Source organism: Roseovarius indicus, from assembly GCF_008728195.1.
GTDB lineage: Bacteria > Pseudomonadota > Alphaproteobacteria > Rhodobacterales > Rhodobacteraceae > Roseovarius > Roseovarius indicus.
On record NZ_CP031600.1, the window covers coordinates 55422 to 70930 of the forward strand.

A 15509-nucleotide genomic window follows, 5' to 3' on the forward strand; every position below is an offset into this window, starting at 1 on the left:
CCATCAGGCATAGATGTCGATCGGTGTCCCGTCCCTGACCATGGCGTAGATATCCTCGATCTGCCGGTCCGTGACGGAGATGCAGCCTGCGGTCCAGTCGCGTTTGTTCATCGGGTCGATCCCCTTGCGGGGCCCACCGTGGATGAAGATGTCGCCACCCGGCGATTTTCCTTGCGCCTCCGCAAACGCGATGTCGGCTTCATTGGTGTCGCGTTGCCCTTTAATCTGAGACGCGAGGGAGTGGGCAAAACCTGGGGGTCACGCGGCTCTTTGGTACGCGCCGGTTAGCCGACCGTCGAGAACCGCGGCGCGGACAACGGCCACGCGGTGGGCTCCCTTGGGCGACCATCTCATGCGGCGGCGCTTGCCCATGCGGGTGTTCCCGATGTCGTCCACGCAGCCCTCTGCCCGGGACGAAGAAATCGGAAGACCCGCGCGGTACCGCCGACCATAGTCGGTCAGGCTGTCCATGTTGTTTGCAAGGTATGAGTACAGATCGCGGCACCGGGCTTGCACTCGCCGGGCCGCATCAGTCGCCACGCGGTCATCTGTAGCCAGCCGCGTGCAATCGACCATCAACCATTGGAGACTGGTCGTGGCCGTTAGAACTTTTCCATGCCAAAGGTACCATCGCAGCGTTTCGGCGGGACGTTTGAACAGCACTGGAATGCCGGAGAAGCCCCTGCTCTGCAGCAGGCCCTTTACGGCGTTCTCAACGTGCTGAATGCGCATCGAGATATGCCACCAGTCGAGAATGTGGCGAACCTTTCCACCGACGGCGACGCGCACGAGGTTCGGCAGGGCGGGTTCCCCGTCCGAAATCACCGTGACGGTTTGTTTGTGATCCCAACCGAGAGCCCTCAAGTCCTGGCGAAGCTGGCTGGCAGGTGACAGGACTGCCTGCTGAACAAGGCCGAAGCGGCGGCACTTGTCGTGGCTTTCGATCTTGCCAACCACAACATCGAGGTGTCGCTTCTGGTATTCCGGTCGGCATCGGATATGCGCACCGTCCAGGAAAACCGTCAACGCAGACGCCTCTTCGGCGGCCGAAGGAACTACAGGCTGAGTCTGCTCGCTGTCGCAGATCTCCCGGGAGACTTTGCCCAGACGATTGCGCACCGATGTATTCACCTGCTTCGCGCAAGGCAGGAAGGTTTCCAGGATTCGTGCCGCTTCCCGGAAGGAATGCCGTGCCCCAAGTTCGGCCTGAAGGCGTTGCAGTTCCGGAGTCGACCGGTCCGGAAAAAAATGAGCGAGTGGCGAAAGCGGTCCGCCCAGGACGTCGTCGGATTTTGTATCGCAGGCGCAGCGACGAATGCGCGGCGCCTTGACCTGGAACCTGCCGAAGAGGGTGTCGAGCACCCGAGGCCGATAATCATGTATGGCTCGGACCTCGTCGCAGTCAGGACATATTCTGCTGGCTTCGGAAACTTCCTCGATCTGGTCGAGCAGGATCGCATTCTGTAATTGCCCCAGGATCGTCTTCGCATCTTCGAGTAACAACCCGAACCCCTCAGGCTGCGTGCGTCGAAACGGGCGGGACAAACGGCCGAGAGGATGCCTCTTTGTGGTTCCGTTCTCAAAGGTCGTCTCGACTATAATCCGCACGTCCATGGCAGTTCCCCTCTCAATGAACCACCAACATACACAGACACCCCCAGGTTTTGCCCACTCCCAAATCCAACGAAATCAACGGCTGAGTTTTGCCCTTAAATATGAGATTTTGCCTTTAATTCTGATATTTTTGCCCTTAAACCTGAGACAGGGTTCACAGACATTTGCGGCAAATATCGATGAATGATGATGGCGAAGACTGCGTTGCTGTTGGTGCTGAAGAGGCGCGCAGGGCCGCGGTGCTGCGCCCTCTTGTTCAGGCATATCTCAATGGGACTGGCAGCCTGGAACGTGGCATCAATGACGCCGTTTGGGAGCTTGGTGTCAGCAGGGCGACGGTCTGGCGTTGGATAAAACGGTTGGCGGAAGAGGGTGGGCGCACCAGCGCTCTGGCTCCGCGGAAACGGGGCCGCCCGACCGGGACGATGTTAATATCCAGCAAAGTCGAAGCGGTAATCGAGGAGCACCTTCGCCGCTATTTCTTGCGCCGGGAGCGTTCGAGCTTGTCGCGCGTCGTGACAGAAATCCGCAGCGCTTGCTGGCAGGAGGGCTTGCAACCGCCGACACGGCGAACGGTTCAGCGTCGTCTGGATGCGATGGATGCCCGCGAAGTTGCGAAGGCACGAGAGGGCGCAAAGGCGGCCCGCCAGAAATTTGCGCCGGTCACAGGTGAGAACAAGGCCAGTATGCCACTGGAGATCGTCCAAATTGATCATACACCGGCGGACATCATTCTTGTCGACGGCTTTGAACGCAAACCAATTGGGCGGCCTTGGGTCACGCTGGCGATCGACGTCGCAACGCGGATGGTGACCGGATATTACACCTCTCTCGAGGCACCTTCGCGTCTGTCAGTGGCGCTTTGCCTGACACAGGCGGTGGCCCTCAAGGAGGAACTTCTTGCGGAATTGGCGTGCGATGTTCCTTGGCCGGCACAGGGCAAACCGCACAGCATCCACGTCGATAACGGTCGCGATTTCCGGTCGCGCGCCTTTCGGTCGGCCTGTGCGGATTGGGGGATCGATCTGGTCTATCGACCGCCAGCAAGTCCTCACTTCGGTGGTCACATCGAACGGTTGATCGGCACCATGATGGGGGCCGTTCACCTGTTGCCGGGAACAACGCAATCCTCGATCGCGGCAAAGGGCGACTATGACGCCGAAAGCAAGGCCACGATGACGTTGAGCGAATTCGATCGCTGGTTTGCTCTGGAAATCTGCCGTTACAACAACAGCATTCATTCAAGTCTTGGCTGCACGCCCGTTGCCAAATGGGAGGCGCTCTCAGAGCAAATGACAGGCGACATCCCCTTCGAGATGGAAGCCTTTCAGGTGAGCTTCCTGCCGAGTGAACTGCGCAAGATCAGGCGTGACGGCATCCATCTGTTCCAGATAAGGTACTGGTCCGATGCCCTTGCAGGCCACATTGGGCGCGGGGATGGAAAGGTGGTCGTTCGCTACGATCCTCGCGATATCTCAATGATCTGGGTCGAACTGGACGATGGCCGGTATGTTGAGGCGCGGTACAGAAACCTGGAAATTCCGCCCGTCTCGCTCTGGGAATATCGCGAAGCGATGAGGAAGGCCCGTGCCCTTGGCAAGTCCGGGTCTAATGAGCTGGTGCTGGCTGAGCTGATCCGACAGCAACGCCAGATCGAAGCTGAAAGCCGGGGCCTGACGAAGGCCGAACGCAGAACCCGTGAAAGAAAAGGGACATTGAAGGGCACGAACTCGGCCGTCTCGACAACCGAAGGGCTGCGCCCGATCGATACGGGTGATACATCGCGCCCATTGTTCAAGGTGGAGAGATGGTGAATTGAGGGCAGGGACAACTGAAGAAGACGGCCGGATCGCCCTCATTCAATCGGATATCTGGATCGGCTTTCCTCGGGCGGAACAGGTGTTGGACCGCTTGCAGGGCATGATCGAAGCGCCACGACAAACCCGTATGCCTGGGCTTCTTGTGCATGGCGCCTCCGGGATCGGAAAGACGATGATTGCCCGAAACCTGTCGCGCAAGTACGCACCAGAATACGATCCGGCGTCGGGCATCACCCGCACACCGCTTCTGCTGTTGCAAGCGCCGCCCGCACCTGATGAACGGCGGTTTTACCTGCACATCCTGGCCGCCGTCGGCGCCCCGGCGACGGCTCTTAGCGCCCGCGCTCAAAATGTGGCTTCCCTCGAAGTCCGTGTCATCGCGCTCTTACGCGACCTTGGCCTGCGGATGATCATGATCGACGAGGTCCACAATCTCTTGGCCGGGACCCACCGCGAACAGCGCCGATTTCTCAATGTCCTGCGGTATCTCAGCAATGAACTCGAGGTGTCACTGGTCTGCCTTGGGGTCAGCGAGGCCGTCGATGCTATTCGCGGTGATATCCAGCTTGCCCGACGGCTGGACGAACATCATCTGCCAAACTGGCGCGACGATGCCGAGTTCTCGGACATGATCCAGACCCTTATTGCTGCCATGCCACTGGAAAAGAAGTCCAACCTGAAGGTCAAATCTCTCAAGCAGGTCTTGGCACTGACCGGTGGGGTGACCTCGCGCATCTTCGCTCTGGTCAAGGATCTTTCCATCGACGCCATTATCACAGGCGAGGAATGCATCACCGATGACGCAATCGCAAAATGGACGCCGGTTTGGTCGCGCCATGCGAACCCCCATCGGCGGCTCCAGAAGTCCCGGGTGTGAAGCCGCACCCGCTGCCCAAGACTGTCGCGCCGCTGCCAGACGAGTTGTTGTCAGGTTGGTTGTCTCGGCTGGCGGCGGCCAACTACTGTGATGATGCGGAACTACTGGCTCATCTCAGAATCGATACCGCGCATGGCACCGCCTTGGACTTCAACGTCGACGCGGCTGCGGCGGCGAAGATTGCCAACGCCGCACGGGTTAACCCAGATGTTGTTCGATCTTTGACCTTTCCGGCAATGACGCCACGAGAAGCCTCGCTGACGGCTCAGATGCCATTCCAGCATTGCATGCAATGCGCCAGAGAGGGTCTTTCGCTCAGGCATTGGAGGCGGGCCTGGGCATTTGACTGCCAAGTTTGCGGGACGAGACTTGTGCAGACCCTTGGCAAACTCCGTGAGGAACAAATATCTGGAAAACTGATATACCGAGCGCGCCGCGGGGCAGAGATGCTTGAGTGCGCCGCGCGCTCGCGCGGCCCCAAGCAACTTCGGCGCGCAATGCGCGCAGTCACCTTTGCCATGTCACTCAAAACCTTCCGCGGGGATCCGTCGTTCGCTGTCCAGAACCCCAGATCGGAAGTTAGGCTGTTCTGCCTCGCCGCAATCGCCGCCGCTCGATCTCATCCCTTGGCTAAGGCAGCCATCGTCAGCAAAAGCATCGACGACTATGCAAGGGTTGCTCTCTTGCGCGCCTTCGAGAAGGAGCCTCGATTGCTTGCCGCGGTTGATCACATCGCGCAAAGGTGCGCGAGAAACAGGGGCCCCATGACAGCCGTATCTCACAATTAAGGGCAAAAATTGTCGCCAAACGCGTCGCGTCTGGGAGTGGGCAAAACCTGGGGGTCACGCGGCTCTTTGGTACGCGCCGGTTAGCCGACCGTCGAGAACCGCGGCGCGGACAACGGCCACGCGGTGGGCTCCCTTGGGCGACCATCTCATGCGGCGGCGCTTGCCCATGCGGGTGTTCCCGATGTCGTCCACGCAGCCCTCTGCCCGGGACGAAGAAATCGGAAGACCCGCGCGGTACCGCCGACCATAGTCGGTCAGGCTGTCCATGTTGTTTGCAAGGTATGAGTACAGATCGCGGCACCGGGCTTGCACTCGCCGGGCCGCATCAGTCGCCACGCGGTCATCTGTAGCCAGCCGCGTGCAATCGACCATCAACCATTGGAGACTGGTCGTGGCCGTTAGAACTTTTCCATGCCAAAGGTACCATCGCAGCGTTTCGGCGGGACGTTTGAACAGCACTGGAATGCCGGAGAAGCCCCTGCTCTGCAGCAGGCCCTTTACGGCGTTCTCAACGTGCTGAATGCGCATCGAGATATGCCACCAGTCGAGAATGTGGCGAACCTTTCCACCGACGGCGACGCGCACGAGGTTCGGCAGGGCGGGTTCCCCGTCCGAAATCACCGTGACGGTTTGTTTGTGATCCCAACCGAGAGCCCTCAAGTCCTGGCGAAGCTGGCTGGCAGGTGACAGGACTGCCTGCTGAACAAGGCCGAAGCGGCGGCACTTGTCGTGGCTTTCGATCTTGCCAACCACAACATCGAGGTGTCGCTTCTGGTATTCCGGTCGGCATCGGATATGCGCACCGTCCAGGAAAACCGTCAACGCAGACGCCTCTTCGGCGGCCGAAGGAATTACAGGCTGAGTCTGCTCGCTGTCGCAGATCTCCCGGGAGACTTTGCCCAGACGATTGCGCACCGATGTATTCACCTGCTTCGCGCAAGGCAGGAAGGTTTCCAGGATTCGTGCCGCTTCCCGGAAGGAATGCCGTGCCCCAAGTTCGGCCTGAAGGCGTTGCAGTTCCGGAGTCGACCGGTCCGGAAAAAAATGAGCGAGTGGCGAAAGCGGTCCGCCCAGGACGTCGTCGGATTTTGTATCGCAGGCGCAGCGACGAATGCGCGGCGCCTTGACCTGGAACCTGCCGAAGAGGGTGTCGAGCACCCGAGGCCGATAATCATGTATGGCTCGGACCTCGTCGCAGTCAGGACATATTCTGCTGGCTTCGGAAACTTCCTCGATCTGGTCGAGCAGGATCGCATTCTGTAATTGCCCCAGGATCGTCTTCGCATCTTCGAGTAACAACCCGAACCCCTCAGGCTGCGTGCGTCGAAACGGGCGGGACAAACGGCCGAGAGGATGCCTCTTTGTGGTTCCGTTCTCAAAGGTCGTCTCGACTATAATCCGCACGTCCATGGCAGTTCCCCTCTCAATGAACCACCAACATACACAGACACCCCCAGGTTTTGCCCACTCCCGCCGTTGATTTCGTTGGATTTCTCATCTCACAATAAAGGGCTACGCGACACCAACTTTGGGCGGCGATATCGCAATGATCTTCCGATCTCCTCGTCCCGTGCTGAAGGCTGCGTGGACGACATCGGCAACACACGCATGGGAAAACGCCGACGCATGAGATGGTCACCCAAGGGCGCGCATCACGTTGCCATCGTGCGGGCCGCCGTTCTTGATGGGCAATTGACTGGCGCATACCGCAGAGCAGCAGCCTGACCCCCAAGTTTTGCCCACTCCCCTTGTGATCCAGCCTGAATTCGGACAGTCGATCGGCACACTTGAATTCAGTCTAAAGCGTCATTGTATCGCCGCAGGCGCCGTGGCCACCCGCCGCGCTTATGGTGATATCGAGACGCTGCTTAATCCCGGAAATGCGGAGCGAATGGCCGAGCCGCTGGCAGGCTAGGATAGCAAGATCACCACTTTGACCGACTGGCACAAAACCGCGCCTTAAGTCACCCGGGAAATACCCCCGCGAACAACCCCATCAGCGCCGTCACCAGCGCGGTCGCACACAGCACGACCAACAGCGGCGCGGCCATTTCCGCCCGGCCCACTTCGCCATCGCGCGCCTGATACATGGGCACCACGATGCGCAGATAGACCGCCAGCGCCAGCACACTGTTGAGGATACCGATCACCGCCAGCCACAAATAGCCCGCCTCGATCGCGGCACCGAACAGCAGAACCTTGCCGACAAAGCCGAAGAGCGGAGGAATGCCGGTGAGCGACAGCAGGAACACGACCATCGCCACGCCGACCACCGGGCGGGCGCGACCGAAGCCCTTGAAATTGTCCAGATTGCGCCCCGCGATCATGATGACGGCAAAGGCCCCAAGGTTCATCGCCACATAGGCCGCGCCGAACACGATCACCGAAGGCAGGGCCAACGGGCTGGTGCCAAGCGCCACAATCCCCAGCATGAAATAGCCCGCCTGCGCCACCGAGGAGTAGGCAAGCAGCCGCACGACATTGCTCTGCACCAGGGCCGCCAGATAGCCGAATGTCATCGTCACCGCCGCGATCAGCGCGACGACGATGGGCCAGCCGGTAGCGACAGGCAGATCGCGCAGCACCTGCGCAAAGGCAAAAACCGCCGCCACCTTGGTGATCACCGACAGAAAAGCCGCGACCGATACCGGCGCGCCATCATAGGCGTCGGGTGCCCAGAACTGGAATGGCACCAGCGCCGCCTTGTAGCCCAACCCGATCATCACCGCGACCAGCCCAGCCAGCGCGATCAGCGGCTTGCTTTGAAGCGCACCAAGCTCGGAAAAAAGCGTCGATCCGGCACCACCGAACCAGAAGGTCAGCCCGTAGATCATCACCGATCCGGTGACGGCGCCGAACACTAGATATTTCATCGCCGCCTCGGTCGCCGCATCGTCGCGCGGCCAGGCCACCATTGCGAATGATCCCAGCCCGGTCAGCACCACGCCAAGGACCAGCAGCATCATGTCGCCACCGCCCGCCAGCATCAGCGCCCCCAGGGTCACAAGGCAAAGCAGCGTGTAAATGCTGCCCTCGCGGTCCTGCCCGGCAATCTCGGCCCGTGTCATCAGCAGCGCTAGCGCGGTGCCCGGCAGCAGGATCAGCTTGGCCCAGCCCGAAAGCAGATCGACGCGGTAGGTGCCGCCAAAGACGCTTGTATCGGCCTCCAGCAGCGGCCACGTCAGCGCGGTGGACAGGCCCAGCCCGATCAACCCGAATGTCAGTGCCAGACGCGGCGCGCGCAGCATCTCGACCCCCAGCATCAGCACGACCGTCGAGGCCAGCATCAGTTCGGGAAACAGAAAGGACAGGTCGCGCGCCATCAGAATTGCAGCGCCCGCATCGTCGCGTCGATCATGTTCAGCAACCACGATGGCGCGACCCCGATCACGATGATAAGGATGAGCAGCGGCACGATGGCCAGCATCTCGCCCCGGTCGAGATCGGGCATCGCCGCCCATCTTTCGTTCAGCTCGCCCAGGAATACCGCCGCGATGGCGCGCAGATACAGCCCCGCCGTCACCACGATGGCGACGATCGCCACTATGGCCCAGGGCTGGGCATTCAGTGTGGCCAGGAAGATCTGGAATTCGGCCGGGAAATGCGCCAGCCCCGGCAGCCCGAGCGAGGCAAAGGCCGACAGCACGAAGGCCCAGCCCAGCCATGGCACCTGCCCCAGCAGCCCGCCGAACGCGGTCATCTCGCGTTCGTGGGCGCGCGACTGCAACATGCCGACGAGAAAGAACAACGCCCCGGTGACGATGCCGTGGCTGACCATCTGCAAGGTCGCACCATTGAGCGCGACCGCCCGCAGGTCAGGGTCCAGCGTCAGCGCCGCTACCGCGACGCCGATCACCACATAGCCCATGTGGTTCACCGACGTATAGGCGATCATCTTCTTCAGATCCGACTGCGCCAGCGCCACGAAGGCACCGTAAAGGGCGCTGAACACGCCAAAGGCCAGCACCACCTGACCGGCCTGCGCAAAGGCGTCGGGCGTCATCTGTAAGGCGAAACGCACAAGGCCATAGGTGCCGAATTTCAGCATCACGCCGGCCAGGATCACACTGCCGACCGTGGGGGCCTGCACGTGGGCCGCCGGCAGCCAAGTATGCACCGGAAAGGACGGAATCTTGACCGCGAAGGTGAACAGCATCGCGATCAGCGCCAGCATCGCCGCCAGCCCGGTCAGCGGCGGGGTCTCGATCCACAGACGCATGTCGAAACTTCCCGTGGCCAGATACAGCCCGATGATCGCCAGCAAAAGCGGCAGCGAGCCTAGCAGCGTGTAGATGAAGAACATCAGTCCGGCGCGCTGGCGCTCTTCATAGCCCCAGCCGACGATCATGAAATACATGCCAACCAGCGACACTTCGAAGAAGACGTAGAACAAGAGCGCGTCCAGCGCCGCGAAGGTGCCGATCGACGCGGTTTCCAGCATCAGCATCAGCGCGACAAAGACCGCCGGGCGGTCGGTGATCCGCGCCGCATAGACCGCCGACAGGAAAAACAGCAGCGAGGTCAGCAGGATCAGCGGCAGGCTCAGGCCGTCGACGCCAACCCGGTAGGCGGCACCAATGGCCGGGATCCAGGCGATTTCCTCGACCTGCGCGAAACCGCCCGGCAGCGTGCCCCGTGCCCAGATCGCCAGCGTCACAAGGAAGGTCAGCCCGGTGATGGCGATGGAAACGCCATGGGCGATGCGCGCCGACTTGTTTGGCAGGGCCATCAGCAGCACGCCACCAAGAAGCGGCAGAAAGACGGAGATCGAGAGAAGGGGCATGGCGGGGTCGTCTTTCTTCAGGAGGACATCGGTAAGATCAGCAGCACCGCCGCGATGACGGCAATGCCCATGACGGTCAGGGCGAGTTCGCGGTGGATCAGCCCGCTTTGCAGCAAGCGCAGGCGGCGGCCGGCGGCGATTGTCCGGGCGACAAGGCCGAAGATCAGCCCGTCGATGCCATGGGTGTCGGTGTTTTCGGCACCGTCGCCAAGGCGCAGGTTCATCCGGCCCACCTGAAGGGTCGCGGCATAAAGGCGGTTGTCTGAACGCTCGGCACTGGATGCGGTGCCAAGGCTCAAGATCCGCACAAGGCCAAGTTGCGCGGCCAGCAGACGCCGTTCGAAACCTTCACAGGCGGCGGCAAAGGCCAGCGCCGGGCGCAGCACCAGCCCGTCCATACCGCCCGCGACGGCAAAGCCGCGCTGCGCCATCGGCAGAACCGGCCCCATCAGGCGGGTCGGGGCGACGAACCAGCCCAGCAACAGACCGCTCAGCGCCGCGACAAGCCCGAGGATCATCGCAGGCCCTTCCGGCGGCAGTTTGGCTTCCAGCAGATGTTCCAGCGGCGTGAAGGCGAACCCAAGCCCCGCCGCCAGCGCCGTCAGCACCGCCATGCCCGCGCCCATCCAGCCCATCCCCTTGCCCAGAACGGGCTGGGCCTCGCCCTGCCACAGCACCCGCAGCGCCCGCGCCATATAGGCGCCGGTCAGCACCGTGCCTGCCAGCGCCAGCGGCGCGAGCCATACGACCCCGGGGGCCGCCAGCGCGGCGGCAAGGATCGCGTCCTTGGAAAAGAAGCCGGCCAGCGGTGGAATACCCGCCAGCGCCACCGCGGCAACGGCGAAGGCGGAAAGGACCAGCGGTCGTGCCCGGCCCGCGCCCGCGACCGCATCCATGTCGGTGCTGTCGCGATCATGCTGGAACACACCCGCCCCCAGAAAAAGCGTGCTCTTGATCGCCGCGTGGGCGATAAGGTGCAGCAGCGCCGCCACCGGCACCCCCGCGCCAATGGCCAGCAGCATCAGCCCGTACTGGCTGGAGGTCGAGGCGGCCAGCAGCCGCTTCAGGTCCCGCTCGGCCAGCGCGATCAGCCCGGTGACGACGGCCGTCACGCCACCCACCAGCCCGACCGCAATCAGCGCGCCTGCGGGCAGCATCGGGGCCACGCGGATCAGCAGGATCGCCCCCGCCGCCACCAGCGTCGCGGAATGCAGCAAAGCGGAGACCGGCGTCGGGCCGGCCATGGCGCGCTGCAACCAGTCCTGCAACGGCACCTGCGCCGACTTGCCCATCGCGCCCACCAGCAACAGCAACCCGGCGACAAGGGCGGGCGTGCCGCTGATCGCCAATGTAGCCGAGATTTCCGAGGTGCCGGCCCAGCCGATCAGCACGAAAATCCCCAGATAAAGGCCCAGATCGGCGCTGCGGGTATACAGAAACGCCCGTGTCGCGGCACTGGGCACGCCGTCACGCCCATGCCAGAAGCCGATCAGCAGATAGCTGGAAAAGCCGATCAATTCCCACGCCGCCAGCACGGTGATCCAGTCGCCCGCCAGCACCAGCGCCTGCATCGCCGCGACGAACAGCAGCACGATGCCGAAAAAGCGCGGCCTTTCGGGGTCGCTGCGCATGTACCCGACGGCATAGACCAGCACACAGGCCGCCACCGTCGCCACCATAGCCGAAAACACCGCCGTCAGCGGCACCGCGACCAGCCGCAGGGGCTTCTGCGGCAGGCCCGGCAGGACCAGTTGCACCGCATCGCCCGCGACGGCCCCCGCAAGGGTGCCCATCGCCGCCAGAAACCCGATGCCGACGCCGACGAGCGCAATCGCTTCGGGTGCGCGCCGCAGCACGAGCTCCGCCAGGCCCGCCAGCAGCGGCGCAAGGATGATGAGCGCCAGCATCGTCATCCCTTCAACTCCCGCGCTTCTTCCATCTCGACCGATCCGCGCACCCGGAACCGCGCGATGGCGATGGCAAAGCCGACCGCCATTTCGACCGCCATCACCGCCATCACGATCAGCACGAACATCTGACCGGCCGGTTCATCGGGATGCAAATAGCGCCAGAAGGCCACCAGATTGACCAGTGCCGCGGCCAAAATCAGTTCGACCCCCATGATGATCATCACCAGATTGGTTTGACTCAGCGCGCCATAAAGTCCGATACCGAACAGCCCCGCGCCGACGCTGAGGGCGATTATGAGTTCCAGAATCATTTGCGCTGCTCCGCGTTGGGGACGATGGCCACCATCGTGGCCGCAACCATGGCGGTCAGAATGGTCAGACCCGCCGACTGGAAGATCAACATCGACCGGCCCAGCAATTCGCGCCCCAAATCGGCGGCCTGTTCATGCGCGCCCGGCACGGACAGGGCGACCGGACCCCAATCGGGCAGCCATACCAGCAGCAAGGCGGCCAGTAGCCCTATGCCCCCGGCCCAGAGCGACAAGCGTTTCTGGTGGGTCATGTCCATTTTGCCCATGCCGCCGGGATCCATCATGAACATCACCATGAAGATGGCCATCACGCTCATTTCCGTGGCCATCATCATGATCTGCAACACACCCAGAAACTCGGCCTGCATGACCAGAAACATCGCACCGATCGCGGTTTGCGAAAACAGCAGCGCCAGCGCCGAACGCACCATCGAATGGGTGCGAAAGACCACGACGCCGAACCAAACCGCCGCCGCGCCGAAGAACGCCAGAAAGATCATCTGAACCGTCATATCGGCACCACCAGCGCGATCACGCCCACGACAAAGATATTGGCCAGCGCCAGCGAGATCCCCAGCTTCCAACTCAGCGCCAGATAGCGCGCCTCGCGGATGCGCGGCATGTAGCGCCCGATGCTCAGCATGGCCGCAGCCACGGCCAGGATCTTGATCGCGCTCCAGGCCCAGGCGGGCAGCCACGGGCCCAGCCAGCCGCCCAGATAGAAGGTCACGGTCGCCCCCGCCAGCGCCAGGATAATGACCATCCGCGCCAGCCGCAGCACCGCCAGCCGCACGCCGGTATATTCCGCCTCGACCCCGCCGGCCAATTCGCCGGTCGCATCGGGCAGGTCCAGCGGCGGCAACCACGCGAGCCCCATCGCCGCCACGACGAACAGGACAAATCCGATGGGCTGGTAAAGCACGTTCCAAAGCTGCGCCTGCGACGTGACAATCTCTACCGTCGACAGCGATTCCGCGCGCATGGCGACGGCGGTGATCGGCATCACGATCAGCATCGCATAGGCGATGAACTGGCCCAGAAACCGCCAGCCCGCGATCATGGCGTAGGCCCCGTTCGGCCCCCAACCGGCCATGATCAGCGCCACCAGCACATAGGCCAGAGCAGCGTTCAGAAACAGCGCCCCGGTCGCCAGATCGGTGATGATAAGCCCCGGCGCCAGCGGAATCACCGCCACCGCCAACAATCCCGCCACCAAAAGCAGCACCGGCCCAAGCTCAAAGAACAACCGGTCGGATTTGCGCGCCAGCAGCGATTCCCGGCCCAAGAGCGCCAGTGCGGCCCAGGCCGGACCGGTCAGGCTCATATGGCCGTGCACTGCCCATCGTTCGATGACGGCCAGCGCGTAGGCCCCCGCGAATAGCGACAAGAGAACGACAAGAATGGTCATCCGCGAATCTCCCACGGCGACAGGTCAAGCGAGACGACAGCGGTCAAGGCATCGCCCAGTTCCTGCTGCGCCGTCAGCGTTTCGACCAGGGCAAGGTTCACGGTGGAGGGTGTGTCGAGATCAGCCTGGACCACCTTGCCATCCACCAGCCTGACGCGCAGCTGCGCCGCTCCGCGCGGTGTTTCGATGCGGGCCGCGCCCTCGCCCGAAACCGTTTTCACATCCCGCACCTGCGGCATTGCAATAATCCCGGCGGCCGCGATCAGGTCGAGGCTTTGTGCGATCTCGTCACAGCGCAGCCGAAACCGGGCCAGGGCATCGCCGCCTTCCTGTAGTCGCATCTCGAAACCGAGCGCTGCCAGCGTTGGATCGTCGATGCGGGCATCCGACCCGCCGCCCCGCGCCCGGTCCACCGGGCCGCTCGCCGGGGTGTCCTTGCCGATGGGCGCGATGCCACCCAGCCGCATCCGCATCAGCGGTGCCGCCTGCACCCGGCGGGTCAGCCGCCGGATCGCCCCGGCCTGCGCGGCGATCCCGTCGGCACCGGCGTCTTGGACCGCCAGTTGCAACGCCCCGGCCCGCGCGGCGAGCCACAGAAACCCCGACTGCAGGCCGAAATCGGCCAGCCAGTTCAGGTGGCTGGCGATCCGCTCGCGTTCCACGGCCGCCGCGCGACCACGTTGCGCGTCATCGGCGGGTTCGACACCAGCGGCATCCTCGATCGCTGCGCAGGCCAGCGTGCGATAGGCCACGGGGCTGAGCGGCATCATCGCGGCCAGACGGTCGACGAAATCGGTCACATTCATCTGCGGCCCATCCATAAGGTTCGTCGCGCCGACAAGGCTCGTGGCGTCGCTGGCTGCAACGGTATCGCCGTCCAGCGTTAGGGTCAGGCGCAGCCCAGCCGGAAGGCCGGAAAAGAACGGCCCGAACGGTACCTCGATCCAATCCATCTGCAACCCGTCGGTGCTGCGCGGCTGGCCCTCCGTCATCTCGACCATCGACATGAAATGCGGCTCGATGCCGTCCATGCCGGCATCGGATTGGTCTCCATGTTTGGTGTGACCATTGTGCCCAGCATGTTCCTCCGGTTTGCCATGGCCGCCGTGATCGCCATCACCTTCATGTCCGTGATGATCTTCACCAGATGCATTATCGTGCATCTGCGCGGAACGGGCCACGTGATCCCCGTGCATATGCGCACCGTGCGCTTTGGTGCCGTGGCCGTGATCGCCATGTCCATGACCGTGACTTTCCACTTCATCCGCCTTCACCAAGAACATGCCGCATTTCGGGCACTTGCCCGGTGCGTCGCTCACGACTTCGGGATGCATCGGGCAGGTGTAGGACCCCGCATCGCCCGCGTCGTCGGCATGACCGGCATGTGCGCCATGCCCGGCCTGCGCATGACCGGCGGGCCTCGCCGTGTCGTCCCGGGGCATATCATGGTCGCCGTGCCCGACATGGCCGTCATGCCCGCTGCTCGACGCCGTTTCGCGCGGCACCAGCGTCATGCCGCATTTGGGACAGTCTCCGGGGGCGTCGCGGACAATCTCGGGATGCATCGGGCAGGTGTATTCCACGCGCACCTCAAGAGCGGAGGCGGTGAATTCCTCGGTGTTCGCGCCAAAAGCGCCCGCCGCGACGACGCGGCGCAGATCGGCCAGCCCGGAGTGCAGCCCGGCCTGTGTCAGCGGAGCCGACATGTCCGCATCGGGCAACGGGGCGATGTCGCCGGCACCCAGCGCAAGGATCGCGCGCGGGCGCGGGATCTGCGCGTAGGCGACGGCAGCGGCATCGCGCAGACCGGGGGGCAAGGGGCCAACGACGATCAACAGGTTCGCATGGCGCGGGGTACCCACGATCCGCAGGGGCGACCCGGCCAGATCAAGCCCCATCGACCGCGCGACAGACGCGCCGGGCAGCACAAAGGCTGTCAGATCGCGCGCCATGGCGGTGGAAATCAGCCTTCTCAGTCCTGTCATCGCACCCGCGTGC

The 15509-nt window shown here is 63.1% G+C and carries 12 protein-coding genes and 2 pseudogenes; 4 read left to right on the forward strand and 10 right to left on the reverse strand.

The window, feature by feature from the left end:
• Positions 1-3: 3 nt before the first annotated feature.
• Both RIdsm_RS28845 and RIdsm_RS28850 read right to left on the reverse strand, forming a co-directional pair.
• Positions 4-204: pseudogene (locus RIdsm_RS28845) on the reverse strand (L,D-transpeptidase family protein); the annotation flags it as partial.
• A 54-nt stretch (positions 205-258) separates the two neighbouring features.
• Entirely contained in the window at positions 259-1614 is a 1356-nt protein-coding gene (locus RIdsm_RS28850) for an ISKra4 family transposase (protein WP_151175244.1), read from the reverse strand.
• A gap of 179 nt (positions 1615-1793) precedes the next feature.
• Here RIdsm_RS28850 and RIdsm_RS28855 point away from each other — a divergent pair, with 179 nt between their 5' ends.
• Genes RIdsm_RS28855 through RIdsm_RS28865 form a run of 3 tightly spaced genes read left to right on the forward strand, consistent with a single transcriptional unit; the run spans position 1794 to position 5099 of the window.
• Entirely contained in the window at positions 1794-3428 is a 1635-nt protein-coding gene (locus RIdsm_RS28855; protein ID WP_028288640.1) for a Mu transposase C-terminal domain-containing protein, read from the forward strand.
• Between the two features lies 1 nt (position 3429).
• Positions 3430-4311 carry a TniB family NTP-binding protein gene (locus tag RIdsm_RS28860; protein WP_038147410.1) on the forward strand — a complete coding sequence of 294 codons (882 nt, stop codon included), beginning with the start codon at positions 3430-3432 and terminating at the stop codon, positions 4309-4311.
• Positions 4308-5099: a TniQ family protein gene (locus tag RIdsm_RS28865; protein ID WP_038147409.1), complete on the forward strand. Its 792-nt coding sequence runs from the start codon at positions 4308-4310 to the stop codon at positions 5097-5099. The genes RIdsm_RS28860 and RIdsm_RS28865 overlap by 4 nt, the downstream gene beginning before the upstream one ends.
• A 54-nt stretch (positions 5100-5153) precedes the next feature.
• Here RIdsm_RS28865 and RIdsm_RS28870 read toward each other — a convergent pair whose 3' ends face one another.
• Positions 5154-6509: an ISKra4 family transposase gene (locus tag RIdsm_RS28870; RefSeq protein WP_151175245.1), complete on the reverse strand. Its 1356-nt coding sequence runs from the start codon at positions 6507-6509 to the stop codon at positions 5154-5156.
• A gap of 114 nt (positions 6510-6623) precedes the next feature.
• Between RIdsm_RS28870 and RIdsm_RS28875 the strand changes: the two are divergent.
• Positions 6624-6824: pseudogene (locus RIdsm_RS28875) on the forward strand (ISKra4 family transposase); the annotation flags it as partial.
• Positions 6825-7063: 239 nt separating this feature from the next.
• Here RIdsm_RS28875 and RIdsm_RS28880 read toward each other — a convergent pair.
• From RIdsm_RS28880 to RIdsm_RS30670, 7 genes are read right to left on the reverse strand one after another with little or no spacing between them, the layout of a single operon-like run.
• Positions 7064-8422, reverse strand: coding sequence for an NADH-quinone oxidoreductase subunit N (locus tag RIdsm_RS28880; protein WP_057821324.1), 1359 nt, complete (start codon positions 8420-8422; stop codon positions 7064-7066).
• Positions 8422-9882, reverse strand: coding sequence for a complex I subunit 4 family protein (locus RIdsm_RS28885; protein ID WP_057821327.1), 1461 nt, complete (start codon positions 9880-9882; stop codon positions 8422-8424). The genes RIdsm_RS28880 and RIdsm_RS28885 overlap by 1 nt, the downstream gene beginning before the upstream one ends.
• A gap of 17 nt (positions 9883-9899) precedes the next feature.
• Positions 9900-11795, reverse strand: coding sequence for an NADH-quinone oxidoreductase subunit 5 family protein (locus tag RIdsm_RS28890; RefSeq protein WP_009827255.1), 1896 nt, complete (start codon positions 11793-11795; stop codon positions 9900-9902).
• Positions 11792-12103, reverse strand: coding sequence for an NADH-quinone oxidoreductase subunit NuoK (gene nuoK, locus RIdsm_RS28895; RefSeq protein WP_057821329.1), 312 nt, complete (start codon positions 12101-12103; stop codon positions 11792-11794). Before nuoK ends, RIdsm_RS28890 begins: the two co-directional genes overlap by 4 nt.
• The gene (locus tag RIdsm_RS28900) at positions 12100-12615 is read right to left on the reverse strand and encodes an NADH-quinone oxidoreductase subunit J family protein (protein WP_057821332.1); all 516 of its coding nucleotides are present in this window, start codon (positions 12613-12615) and stop codon (positions 12100-12102) included. Before RIdsm_RS28900 ends, nuoK begins: the two co-directional genes overlap by 4 nt.
• On the reverse strand, positions 12612-13511 hold the full coding sequence (locus tag RIdsm_RS28905) for an NADH-quinone oxidoreductase subunit H (RefSeq protein WP_009827258.1): 900 nt from the start codon (positions 13509-13511) through the stop codon (positions 12612-12614). The genes RIdsm_RS28900 and RIdsm_RS28905 overlap by 4 nt, the downstream gene beginning before the upstream one ends.
• A complete protein-coding gene (locus RIdsm_RS30670) occupies positions 13508-15496 on the reverse strand; it encodes a heavy metal-binding domain-containing protein (protein WP_201455607.1) in 1989 nt (662 codons plus the stop codon). Before RIdsm_RS30670 ends, RIdsm_RS28905 begins: the two co-directional genes overlap by 4 nt.
• Positions 15497-15509: the final 13 nt, after the last annotated feature.